Raw genomic sequence first — 25,125 nt, 5'->3', positions numbered from 1 at the left:
TCAAAATTTCTTTTTCAACTTCAACCACTTGCGCTTTCGATCTCTCGTCAGCGGGAGGCGAATTCTACAGCGTTGCACGCTGCTGTCAACACCTCTTTTTCTCCGCTTTCGACCGGGAGGATCGAAACGCCGAAAGGGCCAAACATCACCACCCTCTTCGACTCCCTCCAGGCTTCGCTGAACTGAAGCGATCCGCTGCCGAAAACTTCGTAACTCGTTGAATCTCAAGGAGTTTTCCGTTTCGACTGCGCCGGAAGTGGGGCGAATTATAGAGAACTGAAATCTACCGTCAACCGTTAATTTCACTTTTCTTGCAGAATCCGCTTTTTCCCCATCAACCGCGGGATCCGACGCGTCACAGGAGGGATCCGCAGCACCAATAGAGAGGCACCTATAAAGGCATAGACTGCCCACTCCTTGAGGTCCGCCCGTACGATCCAAAGCATATGCAGCAACCCAAGCCCGAGGATCGGATAAACCAACCGATGCAGCTTCTTCCAACGGACACCCAGCCGACGCTGACTGTAACGGTTGGAGGTGACGGCTAGCGCCAGCAATCCCAGGAATGCCAGCGCTCCGACGATGACGTACGGACGCTTGCGCAACTCAACCCCCAGCTGCGACCAGTCGAACCCCAGGATGAACGCCATATAGCTGAACAAATGCACAACCACATAGGCGAAGCACCAAAGGCCCAGCTGCCTGCGGACGGCAATCCATCCCGCCCACCCGGTCAGCTTCTGTGCCGGCGTCATGCTCAAGGTGACCAGCAGCAGCACCAGCGCGCCTAGCCCTAACCGATCGACCAGCACTTTGCCTGGATCCGGCCCGAGCAGATCCGAAAAGGCCTGGTAGAACCACAGCAGCGGCCAGATCGCCGCGGCGACAAAAACACCCATACGCCAAAAGGTATGCCGCATCAGTAGTTCTTCCGCAGATCGAGCCCGGCATAAAGAGAAGCAACCTCTTCCGCGTAGCCGTTGAACATCTGCGTATCACGCACGTTGGGCTTGAACAGGCTGTTCGGCAGACGCCGCTCCCGCGCCTGCGTCCACCTCGGGTGGTCGACCGTCGGGTTCACGTTCGCGTAAAAGCCGTATTCATTCGCTGCGATGCTTTGCCAGGTGGTCTTCGGCTGCTCACTCACCAGACTGATCCGCACGATCGACTTCACGCTCTTGAAGCCGTACTTCCAAGGCACCACCAGACGCAGGGGCGCACCATTCTGATTCGGCAGTTCTCGGCCATACATGCCGACCGCCAGAATCGCCAACGGATGCATTGCCTCATCCAGACGCAAACCCTCTACATAGGGCCAATCGATCAGGGCGAACCCGGATCGCTGCCCCGGCATGATCTTGGGATCCTGCAGGGTTTCGAAACGGATGAATTTGGCGTTGGAGGTCGGCTCGACCTGCTTGAGCAGCGCCGACAGAGGAAAGCCGATCCAGGGAATGACCATCGACCACGCCTCGACGCAGCGCAAACGATAGATCCGCTCCTCCAATCGGTAGGGCTTCATGAAGTCTTCCAGCGCATAACGCCCCGGCTTACCCACCTCGCCGTCCACCACCACGCTCCAGGGTTCGGTCTTCAGGGAGCCGGCGTTGGCTGCCGGGTCACCCTTGTCGGTGCCGAACTCATAGAAGTTGTTGTAATGGGTCGCGTCCTTGAACGGCGTGATGGCCTCGTCCTTGGCGCTGACCGCTCCCCATTGGGTGGAGGGCAGTTTTTCGGCAAACCAAGTAGGTGCCTTTCCGGGATCGACATCGGCGTAACGCGCAGTCTCTTCGGCACCGGCCCAGCGCGGCAGGCCGGTCATGGCCAGGCCGGCGGCCGTTGCGCCAAGCAGTTGCCGACGGGACAGGTAGATGGATTCGGGCGTGACGTCCGACTCAGTGCAACCGGACGCCTTGGGGACTTTGATCAGCATGACAACTCCGCAGTTTTGGAGGACAGATGCACCCGTAGACTGCGGAGTATGAGGGAAATTACATCACTCGGCGTTTTTGTGGCGACGAAGATGCAACAGGTACTGCACCGGGCCGGACGCCGCATAGGCAAGGAAAACCAGCAGCAGGATGCGCGGCGGATCGCTGAACACCACGGCAAAGACCAGCACCACCGCGAGGATCGCCACGAAAGGCACGCGGCCTTTGAGGTCTAGTTCCTTGAAGCTGTTGTACTTGATGTTGCTGACCATCAGCATGCCCGCAGCGGCGACCATCAGGGCAACCAGGAACGACATCTTCGAACCCTGGATCCCGTAATCGCTGAACGCCCAGACGATGCCCGCCACCACGCCGGCGGCAGCAGGGCTGGCCAAGCCGATGAAGTAACGCTTGTCCGCCGTGCCGACCTGAGTGTTGAAGCGCGCCAGACGCAGCGCCGCACCGGCCACATAAATGAAGGCGACCATCCAGCCGACCTTGCCCATGTCGCCCAGCGCCCAACCGAACGCCAGCAACGCCGGGGCCACGCCGAAGGCAACCATATCGGACAGCGAGTCGTACTCGGCGCCGAACGCGCTCTGGGTGTTGGTCATCCGCGCGACGCGGCCGTCGAGGCCGTCGAGCACCATGGCGACGAAGATCGCGATGGCGGCGAAGGCGAAGTACTTGCTCGCATTGGCCGCATCCCCCGCGCTCAATGCGGCCTGGGCGCTCATGGAGTTGATGATGGAATAGAACCCTGCGAACAGGTTCGCGGTGGTGAACAGGTTCGGCAGAAGATAGATACCACGATGCCGGACTTTACGGCCTTCGGCGTCATGGCCCTCTTCGACGTGCTCGTCGACGGGCAGCAGGCTTTCGGCGTCGGAAGCCTGGTTCGGCTCTTCAGGACGTTCGCTCATGGACATTACCTTGCAACGGATTGGACAGTTTCGACAGGTGTCTGGGACGACGGTTCGGCCGCAAACGATGCAGCTTTATACCAGAAGCGTCGGGCTCAAACGAAAAAACGCGGCCGAGGCCGCGTTTTTCGCACACGGGTCGAGGACTTAGTTCTTGGCTTTGTCGACGATCTTGTTGGCACCGATCCACGGCATCATCGAGCGCAGTTGCTCGCCGATGATTTCGATGCCGTGAGCGGCGTTGTTGCGACGCTTGGCGGTCATCGAAGGGTAGCCGGTCGCGCCTTCGTTGATGAACATTTTGGCGTACTCGCCGTCCTGAATGCGTTTCAGGGCATTGCGCATGGCCTGACGGGATTCGGCGTTGATCACTTCCGGGCCGGTCACGTACTCGCCGTACTCGGCGTTGTTGGAGATCGAGTAGTTCATGTTGGCGATGCCGCCTTCGTACATGAGGTCAACGATCAGCTTCAGTTCGTGCAGGCACTCGAAGTAGGCCATTTCAGGCGCGTAGCCTGCTTCGACCAGGGTTTCGAAACCGGCTTTCACCAGCTCGACGGTACCGCCGCACAGAACGGCTTGTTCGCCGAACAGGTCGGTTTCGGTCTCGTCCTTGAAGGTGGTTTCGATGATGCCGGTACGGCCGCCGCCGACGCCTGCCGCGTAGGACAGCGCAACGTTCTTGGCGTTGCCCGAAGCGTCCTGGTAGACGGCGATCAGGTCAGGGATGCCGCCGCCTTTGACGAACTCGGAACGCACGGTGTGGCCCGGCGCTTTCGGCGCGATCATGATCACGTCGAGGTCGGCACGCGGAACGACCTGGTTGTAGTGGATCGCGAAGCCGTGGGAGAAGGCCAGGGTGGCGCCCTTCTTGATGTTCGGCTCGATTTCGTTCTTGTACAGCTGGGACTGGAACTCGTCCGGGGTCAGGATCATGACCAGGTCGGCGCCGGCGACAGCGGTGGCCACGTCGGTGACTTTCAGGCCATGGGCCTCGGCCTTGGCGACGGTGGAGGAACCTTTGCGCAGGCCGACGGTGACGTCGACGCCCGAGTCCTTCAGGTTGCACGCCTGGGCGTGACCTTGGGAACCGTAACCGATGATGGCAACTTTCTTGCCCTGGATGATCGACAGGTCACAGTCTTTATCGTAGAAAACTTTCATGAAATTCCCCTATATATCCAGGCCGTTCAGGCCGTTCGCCAAATTGTTTTAGATGCTGAGCACTTTGTCGCCGCGGGCAATCCCGGTGACGCCGCTGCGTACGGTTTCCAGAATCGAGGCAGTGCCGATCGACTGGATGAAGCTGTCGAGCTTGTCGCTGGTACCGGTCAGTTGAACGGTATAGACGCTGGCGCTGACATCGACGATCTGCCCACGATAGATATCGGTGGTGCGTTTGATCTCGGCGCGCTGGGCGCCGGTGGCCTTGACCTTGACCAGCATCAGTTCGCGCTCGATGTGAGCGCTCTCCGACAGATCCACCAGCTTGACCACCTCGACCAGCTTGTTCAGGTTCTTGGTGATCTGCTCGATGATTTCATCGTGACCGACGGTGGTCAGCGTCAGACGCGACAGGGTCGGGTCCTCGGTCGGCGCCACGGTCAGGCTTTCGATGTTGTAGTTGCGCTGCGAGAACAGGCCGACCACACGCGACAAGGCGCCGGGTTCGTTTTCCAGAAGCAAGGAAATGATGTGCCGCATGATTAGGTACGCTCCGTCTTGCTCAGCCACATATCGCGCATGGAGCCGTCTTTGATCTGCATCGGGTAGACGTGCTCGCTGGTGTCGACCTGGATGTCGAGGAACACCAGGCGATCCTTCATGGCGAACGCCTCTTCCATCTTCGGCTTCAGGTCCTTCAGGTCGGTGATGCGGATGCCCACGTGACCATAGGCCTCGGCCAGCTTGACGAAGTCAGGCAGCGATTCCATGTAGGAGTGCGAGTGGCGGCTGCCGTAGCTCATGTCCTGCCACTGGCGAACCATGCCCAGCACGCCGTTGTTCAGGTTGACGATCTTCACCGGCAGACCGTACTGCATGCAGGTCGACAGTTCCTGGATGTTCATCTGGATGCTGCCCTCGCCCGTCACGCACGCGACGTCCGAATCCGGGAAGCTCAGCTTCACGCCCATGGCCGCCGGGAAACCGAAGCCCATGGTGCCCAGGCCACCGGAGTTGATCCAACGGTTGGGCTTGTTGAACTTGTAGTACTGTGCAGCGAACATCTGGTGCTGGCCCACGTCGGAGGTCACAAAGGCATCGCCCTTGGTCACTTCGCACAGGGTCTCGATCACGGTCTGCGGCTTGATCTTGCTGCCGTCGCCCTTGTCGTAAGGGAACAGGCCGCGGTCACCGCGCCATTCGTCGATTTGCTTCCACCAGCTGGTCACGGCGTCCTTGTTCGGGGTCTCGCCGATTTCCTTGAGGATCGCGACCATTTCGGTCATGACGCTCTCGACGGGACCCACGATCGGTACGTCGGCCTTGATGGTCTTGGAGATCGACGCCGGGTCGATGTCGACGTGAATGATCTTGGCGTTCGGGCAGAACTTCGGCGCGCCGTTGATCACCCGGTCGTCGAAGCGAGCGCCGACGGCCAGGATCACATCGGCATGGTGCATCGCCAGGTTGGCGGTGTAGCTGCCGTGCATGCCGAGCATGCCGATGAACTGACGGTCGGTGCCGGGGAAACCGCCCAGGCCCATCAGGGTGTTGGTCACCGGCAGGTTGAGCATCTTGGCCAGTTCGGTCAGCGGCGCGGAGCCGTTGCCGAGGATCACGCCGCCGCCCGAATAGAGGACGGGACGCTTGGCCGCCAGGAGCATTTCCGCTGCCTTGCGGATTTGCCCGGAGTGGCCGCGGACGGCCGGGCTGTAGGAACGCAGCTTGGCTTTTTTCGGGAAGACGTATTCGAACTTCTCGGCCGGGTTGGTCATGTCTTTCGGGACATCGACAACGACCGGGCCCGGACGACCGGATTGCGCCAGGTAGAAGGCCTTCTTCATGACTTCCGGGATTTCCGAAGCGTGCTTGATCATGAAGCTGTGCTTCACGATCGGCCGGGAGATGCCGATCATGTCGGTTTCCTGGAACGCATCGGTGCCGACCATGGTGCTCGGCACCTGACCGGAAATGATCACCATCGGAATGGAGTCCATATAGGCGGTCGCGATACCGGTGATGGCGTTTGTGGCGCCAGGACCGGACGTCACCAGCACCACGCCGGCCTTGCCGGTGGCACGGGCATAGCCGTCAGCCATATGGGTAGCCGCTTGTTCGTGACGAACCAGGATGTGAGTCACTTCCGGTTCTTTGAACAGGGCATCGTAGACATGAAGGAGAGCACCACCCGGGTACCCGTAGATATATTTGACGCCTTCGTCACGCAAGAAGCGGACGAGCATCTCACCGCCAGATAAAAGCTCCACGTTGTTCACCTCTAAAACGCCAGAATACCGTCCACGAAATAGCGGAACGGGTCTTAATAGGTTTACTTCTCGGCAGAGCATGAGCGACGGTGGTCGCCGACTACGTCAGCACTGACTGAGCAAGTATTGGGATCGTCCCAAGTGTTGCGGGCCTTTCCCACCCAGCGCGAGGTAACGCGTTGCGGGTGTAACAGGTCGACGCGGATAGGCGCCTCATGATCTGCCGAGCGGGTCTGCTTCTGGCAGTCCCTCTACAGCGGACTTTGGATTCTTCTGTTTCGCCCTCTGCAAGTCAAGCCGTCTATGGGCTTAATTGTGGGTAAATACATGAGAACGCAAGAAAAAACCTGTAAAGAGCTACTCTGTTAGCTCCGATTGCGCAGTTTTACCAAGGAATCAGCATGCGAACGCTTATCGCCAGTCTGCTGATCGGCCTTAGCCCGTGGTGCATGGCCGGTCAGATCTACACTTGGGTGGACGCCCAAGGGGTCACGCATTTCGACGCGCAACCGCCGCCGGGACAGCCCGCCATCACCGTGCAGCCCTCTGCCCCGCCCCTCCCCTCTGCGTCCAAGCCATCGGCAATGCCGGGCAGCGGCGCACTCGGCGACCAGAAAGCCATCGACGAAAAGGTCAAGCGGCAAGTCGCCGAACAGCAAGCGCAGCTGACGGCGTTTTGCGACCAGGCGCGCACCAATCTTGCGCAGTTGCAGAACAATCCGCGCCTGAGGGAAGAAGTGGAGGGAAAGGTGCGACGGCTCAACGAAGAGCAGCGTCAGGAGCGAATCGCCGAAACGCACAAGCAGATAAACGAAAACTGCCAGTAGCCACCGGCAGTTTCCGGCTCAACGCGATGCGGTGATCAGCAGGTCGAACTCTTTGAGCAGCACCTGCAGTTGACGGTCCTTGCCCTGCACGTTGCGCTGGGCGAAGACCATCTCGGCCATTTCCTGGATGCCCGACGCGTTGGGCAGCGGCAGATCCTGCTCAAGGATGATCTTCATCTTCGGCAGGAAGATCCATTGCAGCCACTGCTCGAACTCGAGGGTATCGACGGCGAAGGGCTCGACGCTGTTCAGGGCCTCGGCGGACGGCGGCACGTCGTCCCACCAGCCCTGGGCGCGCAGTTCACGCTCGATCAGCAGCAACTGATCGGCGACTTTCGGAAAACGCACGTCCATCACAGCGAGACCCGGGCTTTCTGACGGGCCAGCGCGGCGCCGGAGGCATCGCCCTGCTTCTCGCGGGCCTGGGCGATCAGCTCCCACAGGCTGGCCTGCAGGTCCGGACGACCGTTGGCCATCGTCAGGGCACGGCGGGCGAACTGCTCGGCCTGCGGCGCATCGCCTTGGGCCATGCGCACCTGGGCCAGGCGGTACAGCACTTGCGGCTCACGCGGGGCCACACGCTGGGCACGCTCCAGGCTGGACGAGGCGCCGTTGAGGTCGCCGCCGGCCTGTTGCTGTTGGGCGGTGGTCAACAGCGCGAGCACCGGGCCGTCCAGTTGCTCGTCGGCGGACAGACCGCCGCCGCTGCCGCTGGCCGACGGGATGCCGCTCGGTGCCGAAGGCATGCTGTAGCTGCCGGAGCCGATCGGTGCGGATTCCACCGGCGCAGCGTTGTACGGCCCCGGGGTGATGCCGCCGGACGCCGGGCCCGGAACGATCGGCGAGGTGCTGATCGGCGTCGAGGTCGCCGCGCCGCCCGGCACCATCACCACCACGCCGGTGTCGCCTTGGGGAATGGCCTGGGCCTGGCTCTGCGCCGGCCGCTTCACGGTCGTCTGCCGGAACCCGCCATTGGCCGAAATGCGCTCGCTGTTGGACACGGCGGTGCCGGAATCCACAACCGGAATCGAACCACGCTGCACGGTAGAGCAGCCGCTGAGCAGCGCCACGGCGGTCACCGCCGGAATCAACCACTTGTTCACTTGAATCCCTCTTTGCTTAATTCATCCAGCCCTTGACCCAATCCATCACCGACTCGGCAGGTGTGGGGTTTTCGCCCGCACACGCAGCGCCGGGCGGAGGCTCGCTGCCGCGAATATACGGCATCTGCACCGCACCCGGGCAATTGGCGTCGGAACCCTGGCCGGTGCGCGCATCGACCCAGGCCTGCACCACGTTGTCCGGTTGCGGCATGTCCAGCGGCAGCGGATCGGCCTTGCGCATGAAACTGGTCCAGACCTGCAGCGCGCCGGTGGCGCCGGTGAACGGCGTCTTGCCGTTGTCGTCGCGGCCCAGCCACACCACCGCCAGCAGGTCCTGGCTGAACCCGGCGAACCAGCTGTCGCGCGAGTCGTTGCTGGTGCCGGTCTTGCCGGCCAGCGTCAGGGTCTTGGGCAACACGTTATAAACCGAACTGCCGGTGCCTTCACGCATGACTCGCTGCATGGCGTTCTGGATCAGGTAGATCGAGGCCGGATCGAAGCGCTGTTCGATCTGGAACGGATAGCGCTTGAGCGGTTCGCCCTCGGCGGTCAGCACGCTGCGGATCCCGCGCATCGGCGTGTTGAAGCCGCCGTTGGCCAGGGTCTGGTACATGGTCGCCACTTCCATCGGGGTCATGCCGCCTGCCCCCAGCAGCATCGATGGGAAGGCCGGGAAGTCGCGGGTAACGCCCAGGCGTCCCAAGGTCTTGAGCACGTTGGGCACACCGATGGCGAGCCCCAGACGGGCTGTGGACAAGTTGTAGGAATGCGCCAGTCCCTGATAAAGGAACACGGTGCCGTGGGAGCGGCGGTCATAGTTCTGCGGTTTCCAGACCTGCCCGTCCGCGCCCTTCACCGAGAAGGATTCGTCCGACAGCCAACTGGTCAGCGTGTACTGGCTCGGCTTCTCCAGCGCGGTCAGGTACACCGCCGGCTTGATCAGCGAGCCGATCGGCCGCACCGCATCCAGTGCCCGGTTGAAGCCGGCGAAGCTGGCCTGACGGCTGCCGATCATGGCCTGGACCTCGCCCGTTTCCGGGTTGGTCACGACCATTGCCGCTTCCACGTCGTCGGCGCCTTTGCGGCCGGACAGGCGCTTGAAGGTGTCGTTGACCGACGCTTCGGCCTTCATCTGCAGGATCGGATCGAAGCTGGTGAAAATCCGCAGGCCCTCTTCGGTCAAGTCTTCGTCGCGGTAGTCTTCACGCAACTGGCGCTTGACCAGATCGATGAAGCCCGGGAACGAGCTGTCGGCCAGCTTGCCGCGGGTGGTCACGCCCAGCGGCATCTTCTTCGCCGCCTCCACCTGTTCGGCGGTCGCGACGCCCTGCTGCTCAAGCACGTCGAGCACCAGGTTGCGTCGCTCCAGCGCCCGCTCCGGGTTGCGGCGCGGGTTGTAGTAGGACGGCCCCTTGACCATGCCCACCAGCAGCGCGACCTGATGCAGCTTCAGCTCGGACAGCGGCTGGCCGAAGAAGAACTGGCTGGCCAGACCGAAACCGTGCACCGCACGCTGACCGTCCTGGCCCACGAACACTTCGTTGAGGTACGCCTCAAGGATTTCCTTCTTGTCGTAATGCAGCTCCAGCAGCATCGCCATCATGGCTTCGGTGAGCTTGCGGGTCAGGCTGCGTTCGTTGGTCAGGTAGAAGTTCTTCACCAACTGCTGGGTCAGCGTACTGCCGCCCTGGGTCATCTTGCCGCCGGAGGTGTTCACCCACACCGCCCGGGCGATCGACTTCGGCGACACGCCCCAGTGGCTGTAGAAATCCCGGTCTTCCACGGCCACCAGGGTTTCCAGCAGGTACGGCGGCACCTGGTCGAGTTTGATCAGGATCCGGTCTTCGAGGTTTTTCGGGTAGATCCCGCCGATCAGCAGCGGCTCCAGGCGCACCACGGACAGTTTCGAGCCGTTGGTCGCCGAGAGCTCGGCCACGTAGTCGCCGGAGAACCGCACGCGCACCGGCTGCGGTTTTTCCAGCCCTTCATAGAACTGGAAGCCACGGGTGTTCAGGTCGACGGTGTTGCCGTTGACCGATGCCGCGCCGGGGCCGTTGCTGACGCTTTCGCGGCGGTAGCCGAGGGCATCGAGTTCGGTGAGGAAATCGTCCTTGCTCAGCTTTTGTCCGACGAACAGCTCAAGCGGCCGCGCGTACACCTTGGCCGGGATCGTCCAGCGCTTGCCGGAGAATTTCTCCTGCACCACGGCATCGAGGTACACGGCGAAGCCGGCCAGCACCACAAGGCCGACCAGGCTGAGTTTAAGGGCCCAGCCCAGCCATGGGCGCAGGCCCCGGGAGGGTGGTTTTTTCGGTGTGCGGGGGGATCGGGTACGTGTCATGGCGGCGGATTATACGCACTTTATTCATACTCAACAGGAGCGCTCCGAGGTTTGCGTCGGGCGGGCGAGCGGCCATAATGAGCGCCTCGAATCCCCCAGACACTGAAGGATCACCTGTGAGCCAGTCCCTGATCGCTGCCCTGCAAAACCCGGCCCTCTACCCGCACCCCGTCGAAGGGTTCCAGGTCATCGAAACCCACATCTCGTGGGTGCTGCTCACCGGTCAGTTCGCCTATAAAGTGAAGAAGCCGGTGAACTTCGGCTTCCTCGACTTCACCGGCCTCGAGTCCCGCGCGCATTTCTGCGGCGAAGAGCTGCGGCTGAACCAGCGCCTGACCGACGACCTTTACCTGGAGGTCCTGCCGGTCACCGGCACCGCCGAGAACCCGCAACTGGGCGGCGACGGCCCGGCCATCGAATACGTGCTGAAGATGCGCCAGTTCCCGCAGACCGGGCTGCTCAGCACCCTGCAGGCCAACGGCGAGCTGACCACTGCCCACATCGACGAGATGGCCGAGCAGATCGCCCGTTTCCACCTCAATGCGCCGAAGGTGCCGGCCGAACACGACGCCGGCACGCCGGACAGCGTGATGGCGCCGGTTCGCCAGAACTTCGAGCAGATCCGTCCGTTCCTCAGCGACAAGAACGACCTGCTGCAACTCGAAGCCCTCGAGGCCTGGGCCGAAGCCAGCTTCGATCGCCTCAAGCCGCTGTTCGCCCAACGCAAGGCCGAGGGCTTCACCCGCGAATGCCACGGTGACATCCACCTGGGCAACGCCACCGTGATCGACGGCAAGGTCGTGATCTTCGACTGCATCGAGTTCAACGAACCGTTCCGTTTCACCGACGTCTACGCCGACATCGGTTTCCTGGCGATGGACCTGGAAGACCGAGGCCTGAAATCCCTGGCCCGCCGCTTCATCAGCCAGTACCTGGAACTGACCGGCGACTACCAGGGCCTGGAAGTCCTGAACTTCTACAAGGCCTATCGCGCCCTGGTGCGCGCCAAGGTGTCGCTGTTCAGCATGCCGGCCGACGCCACGCCGGTGCAGCGCGCCACCACCCTGCGCCAGTACCGCAACTACGCCAACCTGGCGGAAAGCTACAGCACCATCCCTTCGCGCTTCATGGCGATCACCCACGGCGTATCGGCGGTGGGCAAGAGCCACGTGGCCATGCGCCTCGTGGAAGCGTTGGGCGCCGTCCGCCTGCGTTCCGACGTGGAGCGCAAGCGCCTGTTCGGCGAGCAGACCGTCGCCAATGACGTCCAGGCCGGCATCTACAGCCCTGAAGCCAGCGTCGCCACCTACGACCGTCTGCATGAAGTGGCGGCGGTGATCCTGCGTGCAGGCTTCCCGGTGGTGATCGATGCGACCTACCTCAAGCGCGGCCAGCGCGACAGCGCGGCGGCCGTCGCCGAGGCCACCGGCACGCCGTTCCTGATCTTGGACTGCAACGCGCCGCAAGCCGTGATCGAAAGCTGGTTGGCGATTCGTCAGGCGGACAAAAAAGATCCGTCCGACGCGACCCTGGCCGTCATCGAGGCGCAACAGGCCAACCGCGAAGCCCTGACCCCGGAAGAGATCCTGCGCAGCAAGCGCGTGCAGACCAATGAATCCGGCACGCTGGACACCGTCGTGGCACAGATCCGTCAGCGTCTGCCAGGCCTGTAAGGGACTATTTCGGCCGTGAAGCCCCCGCTTGCTTCACGGCCGTCAAATAGTGGCATTATACTGGCGTCATAAAACCAACAGGTGAATTGACATGAGCCAGCCGAAACTACTCGACACCCCGCTGTACGCCTTGCTGCACAAGGATGACATCGCAGGCTTCAACAAGGAGCGACCCAAGGACGGGCCGATCGATATGGTGGGCGGCGATTTCCGCGGCCTCGACCTGCGTGAACTGAACGCTGACGGCGTTGATTTCACCGACGCCTATTTCCGCTCCGCCGACCTTCGCGGCATCGACTTTCGCCAAGCCTCGCTGGAAGGCGCCAGCCTGGCCCACGCGCAGATCTCCGGCGCGTACTTTCCGCCTGAGCTGAGCGCCGACGAGATTCTGATGTCGATGAATTTCGGCACCCGGCTGCGCTACCGCACCCGCTGAAGCCGCCCGAGCCGTCCAGCGCCCCTGCGCTGGACGGCATGCCGCCTGTTCCTTCCCACGCCCCACCACTGCTGCTGAGCAATCGGCCGCCCCTTAGAAGCGTTTGCGTCCAATCCGACCAACGAACCACGCTTTTCCTGCTGATGGCTACACTCCTGAGAAGATCGCCCACGCACCATTCGGCCGTCGCAAGGAGGCTTGATGAATGATGAACTGCAACACCTGAAGAATCTCGGCAAGACGTCGGCGCAATGGCTGCATGCCGTGGGCATCCACAGCGCTTCGGATCTGCGCCGCCTGGGCGCGGTGGACGCTTACCGTGCCGTGCGGACCCGAGGGTTCCGGGCGTCGAAGGTGTTGCTGTACGCGATTGAAGGGGCGTTGATGGACGTGCACTGGAACGACATCCCCGCCGAGCGCAAGGACGCTCTGAACAAGCAGCTCGAAGCCATTTCCTCCCGCCACAAGAATTGAACGGGCACTCGCCGCCATGTACTTGCTCGGGGATCAGTCGGCCTATGCCGATGCGTTGACCAGTCGCCTGCAGGACCTGCCGATGCAATGCCTGGCGGGGCTTGCGCCTTGCGGGCCGCCGCTGGAGCTGGAGTCGGCGGACGACCTGATGGCGCAGTTGCCCGGCGACCGGCTGTTTGTGCTCAGCCAAGGCGTGGTCAACGGCAGCCTCGCCGCCCGGACCTTGTTCTATTGGCACGAGGGCGACCTGATCGGCCTGCAGCAAGGGCCGGAGTGGACGGATCTGCGGCTGTGCGCAGACGGCCCACTGAGCCTGTTGCCGTATCGGCGAAACGATGTGTTCCAGCATGTGTACTCGACGCCCGCGAACGGCGACCTGTTCCTGCGCTACCTGCTCGGCCAGACCGCCCTGCTCGCCCATGCCGTCGCCGAGCTTAAGCCCCGCGAGTTCCGCAGCACCAACGGGTTCAAACGGGTTCCTACAGGTGAAGTGCTGATTCAGCAGGGCGACACCTCCGACCATGTGTTCGTGATCATCGAAGGGCATGCCGAAGCGTTTGTCGACGGACACAAGGTGGGCGATGTGCCCAGGGACGAGATCTTCGGAGCCATGGCGGCGTTCACCGGCGAACCGCGCAACGCTACGGTGATCGCCAGCGAGCCGAGCACCGTGATGCTGATTCCCGGCGATCAGTTTCTCAGCATGACGCGCACCAACCCTAAAATCGCCCACAGCCTGATCGAAAGCATGGCGCGGCGCATCGACCAGCTCAACCGCCAGCTTGCCGCGTTTCACGCCCAGCATTGACGTCCCTTGTTTCCGGGGCTTTTTGGCCTTTTTCCAGACAAGGGAAAAGAAATCGGAAAGGGTTGTTGACTTGGTAATGAGAATCGCTATGATTATCACGACTGGTCGCGAGACCGGTCGATATTCTGAAAGGCCCTTGGTTCGGACTCTCAGATTATCTCCTCATCAGGCTAATCACGGTTATTTGACCCGGTTTTTACCGGGTCTTTTTTTGCCTGGGGAAAAGTCATTTGCCGAACTGCTTTCGCATCTCGGCACAGTAATCCTGCGGCGGTCGGGCAGGCGTGAACCAGACATAGTCGGCCATGCTCGCCGACACTTCACTGCCCTGTTCCGCCAGCAGCAGCACCGTCGGCGCTTCCTCTGCGCCAAGATCCAGCGCATGCAGCGGCACGCCGACATCCTTGCGCGCATGAAAGGCTCCGGCGAACAGCATCGCGGGCGCAGGCGCCGCCAACAAGCGCGAGGCCATGCGCCGATCCCGCTGTTGCTGAACCGCCAGCATCGCCGGCATTTGCGAGGCCGGCAGCAAGCCGCAGTGAGAATCGGCAATCTGCTCCAGCAATTGCTTCTTGACCGGTGCAGCGTTGCTGCGGGTTCCGCTCAACGCCGGAGACTCGCGGTAGAACGCCCGAACGTCGGCGGCATCGAGATTGGCCGCCAGCAGCGGATAAGGCTGAGCGAGGGCAAACCGGACGATCGGCCCGTACAGGCTCCAGTCCCATCCATCCTGCCAGGCCAAGGCTTGGGCAAGGTCTGCGGGAGGCGCAGCGGACCTGCGCACATCATCGACCCGCGCCTGTTGCTCGGGCACCAGCATTTCCAACAGCAGGCTGCCTTGGGGGCGTTCCTTTTCCAGGTTCTGCAGCAGCCACAGCTGCAGGCCATGGTGGTCGGCATTGTCGTGCTGCTCGCCGACGATCACCCGCTGCGGCTCGCCCAGGCGTGCCAGCAGTTGCCGGGGCGTCAGCGCCTCACCGCTACGCAGGTCCCGGATTTCGCCCGTGACCGGAGGCGGTGCCACAGCCTGACAGCCGCCGAGCAACAAGATCGCCAACAACAGGATTGCGCGCATGCCTGCACCTCGTAGATCCGTTCAGCGGGCGATGATCAGCGGGTGTCCGCGCTCCGGATGCGGTTGCACCAGCACCTCCAGGCCGAACACCGCCTTGAGCGAGTCCGGCCGCAACACCTGCTGCGGCGTGCCCAGCGCCACGGGCCGTCCGCTTTCGAGCAGCAGGATGCGATCACAATAGCGCGCCGCCAGATTCAGATCATGCAGGATCACCATCACCGCCGCGCCGCGGTCGGCAAACGCCCGCACGGCCTGCAGCGTGGTGTGCTGATGCAGCGGATCGAGCATCGACGTCGGCTCGTCCAGCAGCAGGATCTGCCCGGCCTGCCCCGGCCACAACTGCGCCAGCACCCGCGCCAGGTGCACACGCTGGCGTTCGCCGCCGGACAGCGCCAGATAGCTGCGTCCGCTCAAGTGCGCCGCATCCGCCGCCTGTAACGCCTCGATGATGATTTCATCGTCGCGCACCCGTCCGGCCTGATGCGGCAAGCGCCCCATCCCGACCACTTCCTCGACGCGGAAAGCGAACTCCAGGGTGGACACCTGCGGCAGCACCGCCAGCCGCTGGGCGCGTCGGCTGCCGCGCCACTGCGCCAATGCCACGCCCTCAAGCAGGACGTCACCGTCGTCCGGCGCCAGCTCGCCGCACAAGGCGCCGAGCAACGTGCTCTTGCCCGCGCCGTTCGGGCCCAGCACCCCCAGCACCTCGCCCGGCGCAAGCTGCAGGCTGACCCCGGCCAGCACCGTCTTGCGGCCGCGGCGGATGTGCAGATTGTCTGCGCGCAACATCAGGCCCGCCCTCGCAGCAGCAGATAAAGGAAGAACGGCGCCCCGATGAACGCCGTCACGATGCCGATCGGCAGTTCCGCCGGCGCCAGCGCCAGCCGCGCCACCAGATCCGCCAGCAACAGCAGGCTCGCCCCGGCCAGCACCGACGCCGGCAACAGCACCCGGTGATCGGGCCCGGCCAGCAGCCGCACCAGATGCGGCACCACCAGGCCGACGAAACCGATCATTCCCGCCGCCGCCACGGCCGCGCCGACGCCGAGGGCCGTGCAGAACACCAGTTCGCGCTTGAGCCGTTCGACATCGATGCCAAGATGCCCGGCCTCGGACTCCCCCAGCAACAGCGCATTCAGCGCCCGTGCCCGGCGCGGCAGCCACAAGGCCACCCCGGCGCTGATGATCAGCAGCGGCCACAAGCGTGCGTAACTGGCGCCGTTGAGGCTGCCCAGGTTCCAGAACGTCAGGGTGCGCAGGGTCGCGTCATCCGCCAGGTAAGTGAACAGGCCGACGGCCGAGCTGGCCAGCGCGGTCAGGGCGATCCCCGCCAACAGCATGGTGGCGACATTGGTCTGCCCGTTGCGCCGGCCCAACCGGTACACCAGCGCCGTCACCCCGAGGCCGCCGAGAAACGCGCACGCCGACAACAAATAGGGGCCGAACCACTCCGGCAGCCCACCGAACAGCGAACCGCCGACAATCGCCACCGCCGCCCCCAACGCCGCGCCGCTGGACACACCGACCAGCCCCGGGTCGGCCAACGGATTGCGGAACAACCCCTGCATCGCCACGCCGGACAGCGCCAGCACCCCGCCGACCGCCAGCCCGAGCAGCGTGCGCGGCAGACGGATCTGCCAAAGGATCAGTTCGGCCTGCTCCAGCCCGTCCGCCGCCAGCGGCACGCCGAGCATGCGCAAGGCCGCGCGCAGCGTATCCAGCAACGGCAGGCTGACCGGCCCCAGCGCCAACGACAGCCAGGTCGCCGACAGGCACAACAGGATCAGGCCGATGAACAGGCCCCGGGGTTTGACCACTGGATTCATTGCCCGCCCTTGGCCGGGTAGAAACCGTCGGACAGCGCCTTCAGCGCCGCCGGCAGACGCGGCCCGAGGCCGCCGACCAGCAGCGTCGGATCCAGCTCCAGCACCCGCCCGGCCTTGGCCGCACGGCTGGCGTTGAGGATCGGGTTTTCCTTGAACAGGGCCGCCTTCGCCGCCTCGCCGGTCAGCGCCCGGTCGGCGAAGACCAGCACTTCAGGATCCAGGCCCGCCAGCGACTCCACGGAAAAAGGCTTGTAGCCGGATTGCGTCGCCAGGTTGCGCCCACCGGCCTGGCGGATCATCCAGTCCGCGGCGGTGTCGGTGCCGGCGATCAGCGGTTTGCCGCCGGCATGCCCCAGGATCAGCAGCACGCCCGGCGCCTTCTGCTTCGCCTGCGCTTGAGCCACGCGCTGCTTTTGCGTATCCAGCTGCTGTTGATAATTGTGCAGCTGCTGCGCGGCCTGCTCATCGGCCCCCAGCAGCGCCCCCAGACGGTTGACGTTCTTTTCCAGGGTCGGCAGGTCAGGCTGGGCCGAGAACAGCTCCACCTGTACGCCAGAGCTGCGCACCTGGGAAATCACCGGCGGCGGGCCCATTTCCTCGGTGCCGATCAAAATCTGCGGGCGCAGGCTCAGGATCCCCTCGGCCGAAAGGCTGCGCTGATAGCCGATGCTCGGCAGCGCCTTGAGCGATTCCGGATGCTGGCTGGTGGTGTCGACGCCCACCAATTTGGCCTCGCCGCCCAACGCGCTCACCCATTCCGACAAGGCCCCGCCGGCGCTGACCCAGCGTTGCGGCAAGTCCGCCGCCCCTGCCAGGTGGCTGACGAACAGTCCGGTGCACAGCACGGCGATGCGGGTACTCAGGCGCATGAACAGCTTCCTTGAACAGGTTTTTCCGGGCATCGCGACGCGAGGACAAGTATCCTCGGCATCGGGTCGCCAGGCGGCGGACGAAGGCGGCCATTTGATAATTGTTTGCATTTGAACGTCAAGCTCGGACACATCCGGACACGAGCCGACACTTGAGGATAGCCATGAAGTTTCTGTGCGCGGGCGCCGAGCTGGCCGAGGCCGGCAGCCGCGGTTTCGATATCGAAGGGAAAAGGCTGTTCGCGGTGCGCCGCAGCGGCCGGGCCTATGTCTACCTGAACCGCTGCCCGCACCGGGGCGTGGGGCTGGAATGGCACCCGGACCGTTTCCTCGACCCGAGCAACAGCCTGATCCAGTGCGCCACCCACGGCGCGCTGTTTCTGATCGAGGACGGCGAATGCGTCTCCGGCCCCTGCGCCGGACAGGCGCTGACCGCCATCCCCTGCCGCGAAGACGCCCAAGGGCTGTGGGTCGACCTCTAGCCGTCGAGCAAGACGTCCAACCGGCGGTCGATCACCATCTGCTGATGATCCAGCCGCACGCCATAGGCCAGCACCTCGACCCCGCAGGCCACCGCCTCGCGCAGGGCATCGGCGTAGCCCGGATCGATTTCACGGGCCGGGCGCACCGCGTCGATGCCGCTGAGATTGACGCAATACAGCTGCACCGCCCGGATGCCGTCCCGGGCCAGGTGCGCGAGCTCGCGCAGGTGCTTGGCGCCGCGCTCGGTCACCGCATCGGGAAACGCCGCCACCGCCGTGCCGTCGAAGCCCAGGGTGACGCTCTTCACTTCCACGTAGGCCGGCCCTTGCGGGTAGTCGAGACGAAAATCGATCCGGCTCTTTTCCTGACCGTAAGCGACTTCGCGCTTCAGCGCGGTAAACCCGTTCAGCTCGCGGATCACTCCGGCCTGCAACGCCTCCTCGACCAAGGCATTGGCCCGCCCGGTGTTCACGCAGAACCGCCGGCCCTGCGGGGTTTCGCCGATCTCCCAGGTGCCGGGCAGCTTGCGCTTGGGATCGTTGGAGCGACTGAACCAGACCTGCCCGCCCTCCACCAGGCAATTGAGCATCGAGCCGGTGTTCGGACAGTGGAGCGTCAACGACTCACCGCCGACCGTCTCGACATCGGCGAGAAACCGCTTGTAGCGCCGGATCAGCCGCGCCTCTTCGAGGGGAGGATGAAAGCGCATCAGCCTTGCCAGCTCTTCAGGCCGCGGGCGATCCGATCCACCGCTTCTTGCAGGCGCGCAAGGTTTTGCGTGTAGGCGAACCGCACGTGATGGCCGGCCTGATGACGGCCGAAGTCCAGCCCCGGCGTGAATGCCACATGCTCGGTCTCAAGGAAATGCCGGCAGAACGCGAAGGCATCGCCGCCGAACCGGCTGATGTCGGCGTACAGGTAGAACGCCCCTTCCGGCTCCACGGCGATGTTGAAGCCCAATTCGCGCAGTGCCGGCAGGAGGAAATCCCGACGGCGGCCGAACTCGGCGCGGCGTTCCTCGAGGATGGCGATGGTATTGGGCTCGAAGCACGCCAGCGCGGCTTGCTGGGCGATGCTCGGGGCACTGATGTAGAGGTTCTGCGCAAGCTTCTCCAGCTCGCCGACCGCCGCCTGCGGCGCCACCAGCCAGCCGAGGCGCCACCCGGTCATGCCGAAATACTTGGAAAAACTGTTCAGGACAAAAGCACTGTCATCCACTTCAAGGACGCTGGCAGCGTCGGTGCCGTAGGTCAGGCCATGATAGATCTCGTCCACCACCAGATGGCCGTGGCGCGCCTTGACCGCCGCGGACAGCGCCGCCAGCTCGTCGCGGCTCAGCACCGTGCCGGTGGGGTTGGCCGGCGAGGCGACCAGCGCGCCGACGCTGTCGTGGTCCCAATGACGGTCGACCAGGTCCGGCGTCAGCTGATAGCGCACCTCGGGGCCGACCGGCACCAATTGCGCCGCGCCTTCGACCAGCCGCAGGAAATGCCGGTTGCACGGGTAGCCGGGGTCGGCCAGCAGCCAATGCTTGCCCGGATCCACCAGCAAGGCGCTGGCCAGCAGCAGTGCGCCGGAACCGCCGGGCGTGATCAGAATGCGCTGCGGATCGATGTCCAGGCCATGGCGCTGGCGGTAGAAGCCGGCGATCGCCTCGCGCAGCTCGGGAATGCCCCTGGCGGCGGTGTAGCGGGTTTTCCCTGCCTCCAGCGCCGCCTGCCCGGCGCGGATGATCGGCTCGGCGGTGGTGAAGTCCGGCTCGCCGATCTCAAGGTGGATCACGTCGTGGCCGGCGGCCTGGAGCTCGTTGGCCCGCGCCAGCAGCGCCATGACATGAAACGGTTCGATCGCACGACTGCGCGCACTGTAGGACTGAGCCATCGGCCTTGCTTCCCAGGGAAAAGAAGCGATTCTACCCACGTCGCGGAACGGTCGAGAACCCGCAGCGGTCAGAACCTCTGAGACTCTGGACTGTAACGAGCCATACGTATGCTCCAGGATTGACTAAAATCAGTGATTGATCAGGTCTCCAGCACCACCGGACACGGCCTGGCAAACATTTGCAGGCGCCACCGGCCGCGGGCTCGACATCCGGGAGTGGCGCGGGCCGAATTGATCTGGTAAGTTCGCCCGCTTGCAGCCGCAGGGCCGGCAGGTGTCGGTGATGGAGCAATCCTGCGCAATGGATTACAAGAGTAGAGGCGGTCCATTCATGCCCACCCAAGCAAAGCAACAACCGACGATCAGCGGTTTCGAACCTTACGTTCCGGCCGAAGGCGAGCAGTACATGGGCGCCCCCATGCGCGCTCACTTCACCAAGCTTTTGATGAGCTGGAAAAAAGAGCTGATGGAAGGGGTCGACAAGACGGTAGACCACATGAAGGATGAGGCTGCCAACTTCCCGGACCCGGCCGACCGTGCCAGCCAGGAAGAAGAGTTCGCCCTCGAGCTGCGCGCCCGCGACCGCGAGCGCAAGTTGATCAAGAAGATCGACAAGACCCTCGAACTGATCCAGGACGAAGAGTACGGCTGGTGCGAGTCCTGCGGCATCGAGATCGGCGTCAAGCGCCTCGAGGCCCGTCCTACCGCCGACCTGTGCATCGACTGCAAGACCCTGGCGGAAATCAAGGAAAAGCAGGTCGGCAAGTAATCCCGGCCCGAGCAGAGAACGGAGCGTGCGAACGCTCCGTTTTCGTTTCCGCTCCTGAACCTGCGACAACGCAGCGTCAGCCCCGTCCTATGCTGAACGAAACATCGCATCCGCGGACAAGCCCGCTCCCGCAGCGAGTCGGCGCAAGCCTGGAACCCGTATCGCCATCCCCATGACCGCCATGACCTCCCCTGCCTACATCGGCCGCTTCGCCCCCACCCCCAGCGGACACCTGCACTTCGGCTCGCTGGTGGCCGCCCTCGCGTCCTATCTGGACGCGCGCTCGGTCGGCGGCCGCTGGCTGGTGCGCATGGAGGATCTCGATCCGCCCCGGGAAGAACCCGGCGCCCAGGCCGCGATCCTCGAGGCTTTGGAGCGCTACGGCTTCGAATGGGACGGCGAGATGGTGCGCCAGAGCGACCGCCACGACGCCTACGCCGAAGTGCTCAACCGCCTGTTCAATCAAGGCCTGGCCTACGCCTGCACCTGCTCGCGCAAGCAACTGGAGCCCTACGGCGGCATCTACCCGGGGCTGTGCCGCAATGCCGGCCATGGCCAGGAGGACGCGGCGATCCGCGTGCGCGTGCCGGAGCTGGAGTACCGCTTCACCGACCGCGTGCAGGGCGAGTTCCGCCAGCACCTGGGCCGCGACGTCGGCGACTTCGTGATCCGCCGCCGCGACGGTCTCTACGCCTACCAACTGGCCGTGGTGCTGGACGACGCCTGGCAGGGCATCACCGACATCGTGCGCGGCGCCGACCTGCTCGACTCCACACCGCGCCAGCTCTACCTGCAGGAACTGCTGGGCCTGCGCCAGCCGCGCTACCTGCACCTGCCGCTGATCACCCAGCCGGACGGCAACAAGCTCGGCAAGTCCTACCGCTCCCCGCCGCTGACCGCCGACCAGGCAACGCCCCTGCTGCTCAGGGCCCTGCGGGCGCTGGGCCAGGAACCCGGCCCGGAACTGGCCGACGCCACCCCGCAGGAACTGCTGGCCTGGGGCTGCGCCCACTGGGACGCCGCGAAAATCCCGCGCACACTGACATTGCCCGAAGCACAACTGCTGTGACGGCACTTGCAGTGGCGCGCCCATCCGTTACCATCGCCGCACGTTTTCGGGCACGCGCATAAAAAAGAGAGGCCGGGATGTACATCTATCGCTTGGTCCTGCTTCTGGTCGTGGGGATCTACCTGTTTTCGCCGGCCATCATGGATTGGTGGATCGACGCCACGGGCGCCTGGTATCGCCCTTATCTGCTGTGGCTGATCCTGATCGTCGTGACCTTCATCCTGCAGAGCCAAAAAGATGCCGATGAGCTTTAGCCTGACCCAGATGCTGCTGATCAGCGCCGCCTACCTGGCCGCCCTGTTCGGCGTGGCCTGGATCAGCGAACGGGGCATGATCCCGCGGGCGATCATTCGCCATCCGCTGACCTACACCCTGTCGCTGGGGGTCTATGCCAGCGCCTGGGCGTTCTACGGCACGGTCGGCCTGGCCTATCAGTACGGCTACGGGTTCCTGTCCAGTTACCTGGGGGTCTCCGGCGCGTTCCTGCTGGCGCCGGTGCTGCTGTACCCGATCCTCAAGATCACCCGCACCTATCAGCTGTCGTCGCTGGCGGACCTGTTCGCCTTCCGTTTCCGCAGCACCTGGGCCGGCGCGCTGACCACGATCTTCATGCTGATCGGCGTGCTGCCGCTGCTGGCGCTGCAGATCCAGGCCGTGGCCGACTCCATCGGCACCCTCACCGGCGAGCCGGTGCAGAACCGCGTGGCCCTGGCGTTCTGTGCGCTGATCATCCTGTTCACGATCTTCTTCGGTTCCCGGCACATCGCCACCCGCGAGAAGCACGAAGGCCTGGTGTTCGCGATCGCCTTCGAGTCGGTGATCAAGCTGGTGGCCCTGGGCGGCGTCGGCCTCTACGCGCTGTACGGCGTGTTCGACGGCCCGCAGCAGCTGGAACTGTGGCTGCTGCAGAACCAGACCGCCCTCGCCGCCCTGCACACGCCGCTGCAGGAAGGCCCGTGGCGCACCCTGCTGCTGGTGTTCTTCGCCTCGGCCATCGTGATGCCGCACATGTATCACATGACCTTCACCGAGAACCTCAACCCGCGCTCGCTGGTGAGCGCGAGCTGGGGCCTGCCGCTGTTCCTGCTGCTGATGAGCCTGGCGGTGCCGCTGATCCTCTGGGCCGGGCTCAAACTGGGCGCCACCACCAACCCCGAATACTTCACCCTCGGCATCGGCATCGCCGCCGACAGCAAGGCGCTGGCGCTGCTGGCTTACGTCGGCGGCCTGTCGGCGGCCAGCGGGCTGATCATCGTCACCACCCTGGCCCTGTCCGGGATGGCGCTCAACCACCTGGTGCTGCCGCTCTACCAGCCGCCGGCCGAGGGCAACATCTACCGCTGGCTGAAATGGACGCGGCGGGCGCTGATCGTCGCGATCATCATGGCCGGCTTCTGCTTCTACCTGATGCTCGGCCCGGGCCAGGATCTGGCCAACCTCGGCATCGTGGCCTTCGTCGCCACCCTGCAGTTCCTGCCCGGCGTGCTGTCGGTGCTGTACTGGCCGACCGCCAACCGGCGCGGCTTCATCGCCGGCCTGCTGGCGGGGATCATGGTGTGGGTGGTGACCATGCTGCTGCCGCTGGTCGGCAACCTGCAAGGCTTCTACATCCCGCTGCTGAACATGATCTACGTGCTGGACGACACCAGTTGGCACATGGCGGCCATCGCCTCGCTGGCCGCCAACGTCCTGATGTTCACCCTGATTTCGCTGTTCACCAACGCCAGCCCCGAAGAGGCCAGCGCCGCCGAAGCCTGCGCGGTGGACAACGTGCGCCGTCCGCAGCGCCGGGAACTGCACGCCGCCTCGCCGCAGGAATTCGCCACCCAGCTGGCCAAGCCGCTGGGCGCCAAAGCCGCGCAGAAGGAAGTCGAACAGGCCCTGCGCGACCTCTACCTGCCGTTCGACGAGCGCCGCCCCTACGCCCTGCGCCGCCTGCGCGACCGCATCGAAGCGAACCTGTCCGGCCTGATGGGGCCGAGCGTGGCCCAGGACATGGTGGAAACCTTCCTGCCCTACAAGGCCGGCGGCGAAAACTACGTCACCGAAGACATCCACTTCATCGAAAGCCGCCTCGAGGACTACCACTCCCGCCTCACGGGGCTGGCCGCCGAACTCGACGCCCTGCGCCGCTACCACCGCCAGACCCTGCAGGAGCTGCCGATGGGCGTCTGCTCGCTGGCCAAGGATCAGGAGATCCTGATGTGGAACAAGGCGATGGAGGAACTGACCGGTATCGCGGCGCAACGGGTGGTCGGCTCGCGCCTGGGCACCATCGCCAACCCGTGGAAAGAACTGCTGCAAGGCTTCATCAACGTGCCGGACGAGCACCTGCACAAGCAGCACCTGACCCTCGACGGCCAGACCCGCTGGCTGAACCTGCACAAGGCGGCGATCGACGAACCGCTGGCGCCGGGCAACAGCGGCCTGGTGCTGCTGGTCGAGGACCTGACCGAAACCCAGATGCTCGAAGACAAGCTGGTGCACTCCGAACGCCTGGCCAGCATCGGTCGGCTGGCGGCCGGCGTGGCCCACGAAATCGGCAACCCGATCACCGGCATCGCTTGCCTGGCGCAGAACCTGCGCGAGGAGCGCGAAGAGGACGGCGAACTGACGGAAATCAGCGGCCAGATCCTCGAACAGACCAAACGCGTGTCGCGCATCGTCCAGTCCCTGATGAGCTTCGCCCACGCCGGCAGCCATCAGCACAGCGACGAACCCGTCTGTCTGGCGGAAGTGGCGCAGGACGCCATCGGTCTTCTAGCCTTGAACCGGCGCAACTTCGAGGTTCAGTTCTTCAACCTGTGCGACCCGGACCATTGGGTCGAAGGCGACCCGCAGCGGCTCGCCCAGGTATTGATCAACCTGCTGTCCAACGCCCGTGACGCCTCGCCCGCCGGCAGTGCGGTGCGGGTCAGGAGCGAAGCCTACGAACACACGGTCGACCTGATCGTGGAAGACGAAGGCAGCGGCATCCCGTCGAGCATCATGGACCGATTGTTCGAACCTTTCTTCACCACCAAGGACCCTGGCGAAGGCACCGGCCTGGGCCTTGCACTGGTCTATTCCATCGTTGAAGAGCATTATGGACAAATCACCATCGACAGCCCGGCTGATGTACAGAGCCAGCGCGGCACCCGTATCCGGGTGACTTTGCCGCGTCATGTCGAAGCGACGTCCGCTGTGAACTGAGACCGTCGAGAGTA

Annotated in this window: 26 protein-coding genes; 11 read left to right on the top strand and 15 right to left on the bottom strand. The window is 64.1% G+C overall.

Features of this window, described 5'->3' with window-relative positions; all coding sequences use genetic code 11:
• Nucleotides 1–186 (top strand): hypothetical protein (locus CAG31_RS28595; RefSeq protein ID WP_218189827.1); only part of this gene is annotated, 186 nt, incomplete at its 5' end.
• Between the two features lie 116 nt (nucleotides 187–302).
• On the opposite strand, the gene msrQ is transcribed toward CAG31_RS28595, so the two are convergent.
• From msrQ to CAG31_RS19860, 6 genes are all read right to left on the bottom strand, one after another.
• Nucleotides 303–920: a protein-methionine-sulfoxide reductase heme-binding subunit MsrQ gene (gene msrQ / locus CAG31_RS19885; protein ID WP_085584309.1), complete on the bottom strand. Its 618-nt coding sequence runs from the start codon at nucleotides 918–920 to the stop codon at nucleotides 303–305.
• A complete protein-coding gene (gene msrP, locus CAG31_RS19880; RefSeq protein WP_085584307.1) occupies nucleotides 920–1,933 on the bottom strand; it encodes a protein-methionine-sulfoxide reductase catalytic subunit MsrP in 1,014 nt (337 codons plus the stop codon). Before msrP ends, msrQ begins: the two co-directional genes overlap by 1 nt.
• 63 nt (nucleotides 1,934–1,996) lie before the next feature.
• On the bottom strand, nucleotides 1,997–2,854 hold the full coding sequence (gene pssA / locus CAG31_RS19875; protein ID WP_085584305.1) for a CDP-diacylglycerol--serine O-phosphatidyltransferase: 858 nt from the start codon (nucleotides 2,852–2,854) through the stop codon (nucleotides 1,997–1,999).
• A 147-nt stretch (nucleotides 2,855–3,001) separates the two neighbouring features.
• Nucleotides 3,002–4,018, bottom strand: a complete 1,017-nt coding sequence (gene ilvC, locus CAG31_RS19870; RefSeq protein WP_085584303.1) for a ketol-acid reductoisomerase — start codon at nucleotides 4,016–4,018, stop codon at nucleotides 3,002–3,004.
• Between the two features lie 48 nt (nucleotides 4,019–4,066).
• Entirely contained in the window at nucleotides 4,067–4,558 is a 492-nt protein-coding gene (ilvN, locus tag CAG31_RS19865) for an acetolactate synthase small subunit (protein WP_040064172.1), read from the bottom strand.
• A 2-nt stretch (nucleotides 4,559–4,560) separates the two neighbouring features.
• Nucleotides 4,561–6,285 (bottom strand): acetolactate synthase 3 large subunit, encoded by a 1,725-nt coding sequence (locus CAG31_RS19860; protein WP_085584316.1) that lies wholly within the window; start codon nucleotides 6,283–6,285, stop codon nucleotides 4,561–4,563.
• Between the two features lie 401 nt (nucleotides 6,286–6,686).
• Between CAG31_RS19860 and CAG31_RS19855 the strand changes: the two genes are divergently transcribed.
• Nucleotides 6,687–7,112 (top strand): DUF4124 domain-containing protein, encoded by a 426-nt coding sequence (locus CAG31_RS19855; RefSeq protein ID WP_085584301.1) that lies wholly within the window; start codon nucleotides 6,687–6,689, stop codon nucleotides 7,110–7,112.
• A gap of 18 nt (nucleotides 7,113–7,130) precedes the next feature.
• Here the strand turns inward: CAG31_RS19855 and CAG31_RS19850 are convergent, their stop codons facing one another.
• The 3 genes from CAG31_RS19850 to mrcB are packed head-to-tail and all read right to left on the bottom strand — an operon-like array spanning nucleotide 7,131 to nucleotide 10,556.
• Entirely contained in the window at nucleotides 7,131–7,466 is a 336-nt protein-coding gene (locus CAG31_RS19850; RefSeq protein ID WP_085584299.1) for a YqcC family protein, read from the bottom strand.
• Nucleotides 7,466–8,215 carry a tetratricopeptide repeat protein gene (locus tag CAG31_RS19845; RefSeq protein ID WP_085584297.1) on the bottom strand — a complete coding sequence of 250 codons (750 nt, stop codon included), beginning with the start codon at nucleotides 8,213–8,215 and terminating at the stop codon, nucleotides 7,466–7,468. The genes CAG31_RS19850 and CAG31_RS19845 overlap by 1 nt, the downstream gene beginning before the upstream one ends.
• Before the next feature lie 16 nt (nucleotides 8,216–8,231).
• The gene (gene mrcB, locus CAG31_RS19840; RefSeq protein ID WP_085584295.1) at nucleotides 8,232–10,556 is read right to left on the bottom strand and encodes a penicillin-binding protein 1B; all 2,325 of its coding nucleotides are present in this window, start codon (nucleotides 10,554–10,556) and stop codon (nucleotides 8,232–8,234) included.
• Nucleotides 10,557–10,672: 116 nt separating this feature from the next.
• Here mrcB and CAG31_RS19835 point away from each other — a divergent pair, with 116 nt between their 5' ends.
• From CAG31_RS19835 to CAG31_RS19820, 4 genes are all read left to right on the top strand, one after another.
• The gene (locus tag CAG31_RS19835) at nucleotides 10,673–12,229 is read left to right on the top strand and encodes a bifunctional aminoglycoside phosphotransferase/ATP-binding protein (protein WP_085584293.1); all 1,557 of its coding nucleotides are present in this window, start codon (nucleotides 10,673–10,675) and stop codon (nucleotides 12,227–12,229) included.
• Nucleotides 12,230–12,320: 91 nt separating this feature from the next.
• Nucleotides 12,321–12,665, top strand: coding sequence for a pentapeptide repeat-containing protein (locus tag CAG31_RS19830; RefSeq protein WP_085584291.1), 345 nt, complete (start codon nucleotides 12,321–12,323; stop codon nucleotides 12,663–12,665).
• Nucleotides 12,666–12,866: 201 nt separating this feature from the next.
• A complete protein-coding gene (locus CAG31_RS19825; protein WP_003228231.1) occupies nucleotides 12,867–13,139 on the top strand; it encodes a TfoX/Sxy family protein in 273 nt (90 codons plus the stop codon).
• Nucleotides 13,140–13,155: 16 nt separating this feature from the next.
• Nucleotides 13,156–13,947, top strand: coding sequence for a Crp/Fnr family transcriptional regulator (locus CAG31_RS19820; protein ID WP_085584289.1), 792 nt, complete (start codon nucleotides 13,156–13,158; stop codon nucleotides 13,945–13,947).
• Between the two features lie 226 nt (nucleotides 13,948–14,173).
• On the opposite strand, the gene CAG31_RS19815 is transcribed toward CAG31_RS19820, so the two are convergent.
• The 4 genes from CAG31_RS19815 to CAG31_RS19800 are packed head-to-tail and all read right to left on the bottom strand — an operon-like array spanning nucleotide 14,174 to nucleotide 17,717.
• Nucleotides 14,174–15,022, bottom strand: coding sequence for a ChaN family lipoprotein (locus CAG31_RS19815; protein ID WP_085584287.1), 849 nt, complete (start codon nucleotides 15,020–15,022; stop codon nucleotides 14,174–14,176).
• 21 nt (nucleotides 15,023–15,043) lie between these two features.
• Nucleotides 15,044–15,811, bottom strand: a complete 768-nt coding sequence (locus CAG31_RS19810) for a heme ABC transporter ATP-binding protein (RefSeq protein WP_085584285.1) — start codon at nucleotides 15,809–15,811, stop codon at nucleotides 15,044–15,046.
• Nucleotides 15,811–16,794 (bottom strand): iron ABC transporter permease, encoded by a 984-nt coding sequence (locus CAG31_RS19805; RefSeq protein WP_170930375.1) that lies wholly within the window; start codon nucleotides 16,792–16,794, stop codon nucleotides 15,811–15,813. The genes CAG31_RS19810 and CAG31_RS19805 overlap by 1 nt, the downstream gene beginning before the upstream one ends.
• A 50-nt stretch (nucleotides 16,795–16,844) precedes the next feature.
• Nucleotides 16,845–17,717 carry a hemin ABC transporter substrate-binding protein gene (locus tag CAG31_RS19800; RefSeq protein WP_085584281.1) on the bottom strand — a complete coding sequence of 291 codons (873 nt, stop codon included), beginning with the start codon at nucleotides 17,715–17,717 and terminating at the stop codon, nucleotides 16,845–16,847.
• 164 nt (nucleotides 17,718–17,881) lie between these two features.
• On the opposite strand from CAG31_RS19800, the gene CAG31_RS19795 reads away from it, so the two are divergent.
• Nucleotides 17,882–18,199: a Rieske (2Fe-2S) protein gene (locus tag CAG31_RS19795; RefSeq protein WP_085584279.1), complete on the top strand. Its 318-nt coding sequence runs from the start codon at nucleotides 17,882–17,884 to the stop codon at nucleotides 18,197–18,199.
• Here CAG31_RS19795 and sfsA read toward each other — a convergent pair.
• Both sfsA and CAG31_RS19785 read right to left on the bottom strand, forming a co-directional pair.
• The gene (gene sfsA, locus CAG31_RS19790; RefSeq protein WP_085584277.1) at nucleotides 18,196–18,909 is read right to left on the bottom strand and encodes a DNA/RNA nuclease SfsA; all 714 of its coding nucleotides are present in this window, start codon (nucleotides 18,907–18,909) and stop codon (nucleotides 18,196–18,198) included. The two genes, CAG31_RS19795 and sfsA, sit on opposite strands and share 4 nt — an antisense overlap.
• Nucleotides 18,909–20,081 carry a pyridoxal phosphate-dependent aminotransferase gene (locus CAG31_RS19785; protein ID WP_085584275.1) on the bottom strand — a complete coding sequence of 391 codons (1,173 nt, stop codon included), beginning with the start codon at nucleotides 20,079–20,081 and terminating at the stop codon, nucleotides 18,909–18,911. Before CAG31_RS19785 ends, sfsA begins: the two co-directional genes overlap by 1 nt.
• 331 nt (nucleotides 20,082–20,412) lie before the next feature.
• Here CAG31_RS19785 and dksA point away from each other — a divergent pair, with 331 nt between their 5' ends.
• The 4 genes from dksA to CAG31_RS19770 all read left to right on the top strand — a co-directional run bounded on the left by dksA (nucleotide 20,413) and on the right by CAG31_RS19770 (nucleotide 25,111).
• On the top strand, nucleotides 20,413–20,850 hold the full coding sequence (gene dksA / locus CAG31_RS19780; protein WP_085584273.1) for an RNA polymerase-binding protein DksA: 438 nt from the start codon (nucleotides 20,413–20,415) through the stop codon (nucleotides 20,848–20,850).
• Between the two features lie 181 nt (nucleotides 20,851–21,031).
• Nucleotides 21,032–21,919, top strand: a complete 888-nt coding sequence (gene gluQRS, locus CAG31_RS19775) for a tRNA glutamyl-Q(34) synthetase GluQRS (RefSeq protein WP_170930284.1) — start codon at nucleotides 21,032–21,034, stop codon at nucleotides 21,917–21,919.
• Nucleotides 21,920–21,996: 77 nt separating this feature from the next.
• Nucleotides 21,997–22,173 (top strand): hypothetical protein, encoded by a 177-nt coding sequence (locus CAG31_RS28260; RefSeq protein WP_003176118.1) that lies wholly within the window; start codon nucleotides 21,997–21,999, stop codon nucleotides 22,171–22,173.
• Nucleotides 22,157–25,111 carry a sensor histidine kinase gene (locus CAG31_RS19770; protein WP_170930000.1) on the top strand — a complete coding sequence of 985 codons (2,955 nt, stop codon included), beginning with the start codon at nucleotides 22,157–22,159 and terminating at the stop codon, nucleotides 25,109–25,111. The genes CAG31_RS28260 and CAG31_RS19770 overlap by 17 nt, the downstream gene beginning before the upstream one ends.
• Nucleotides 25,112–25,125: the final 14 nt, after the last annotated feature.

The organism is Pseudomonas sp. R25(2017), assembly GCF_002112565.1.
Classification (GTDB): Bacteria; Pseudomonadota; Gammaproteobacteria; order Pseudomonadales; family Pseudomonadaceae; genus Aquipseudomonas; species Aquipseudomonas ekonensis.
This window is presented reverse-complemented; position numbering and strand designations above follow the sequence as displayed.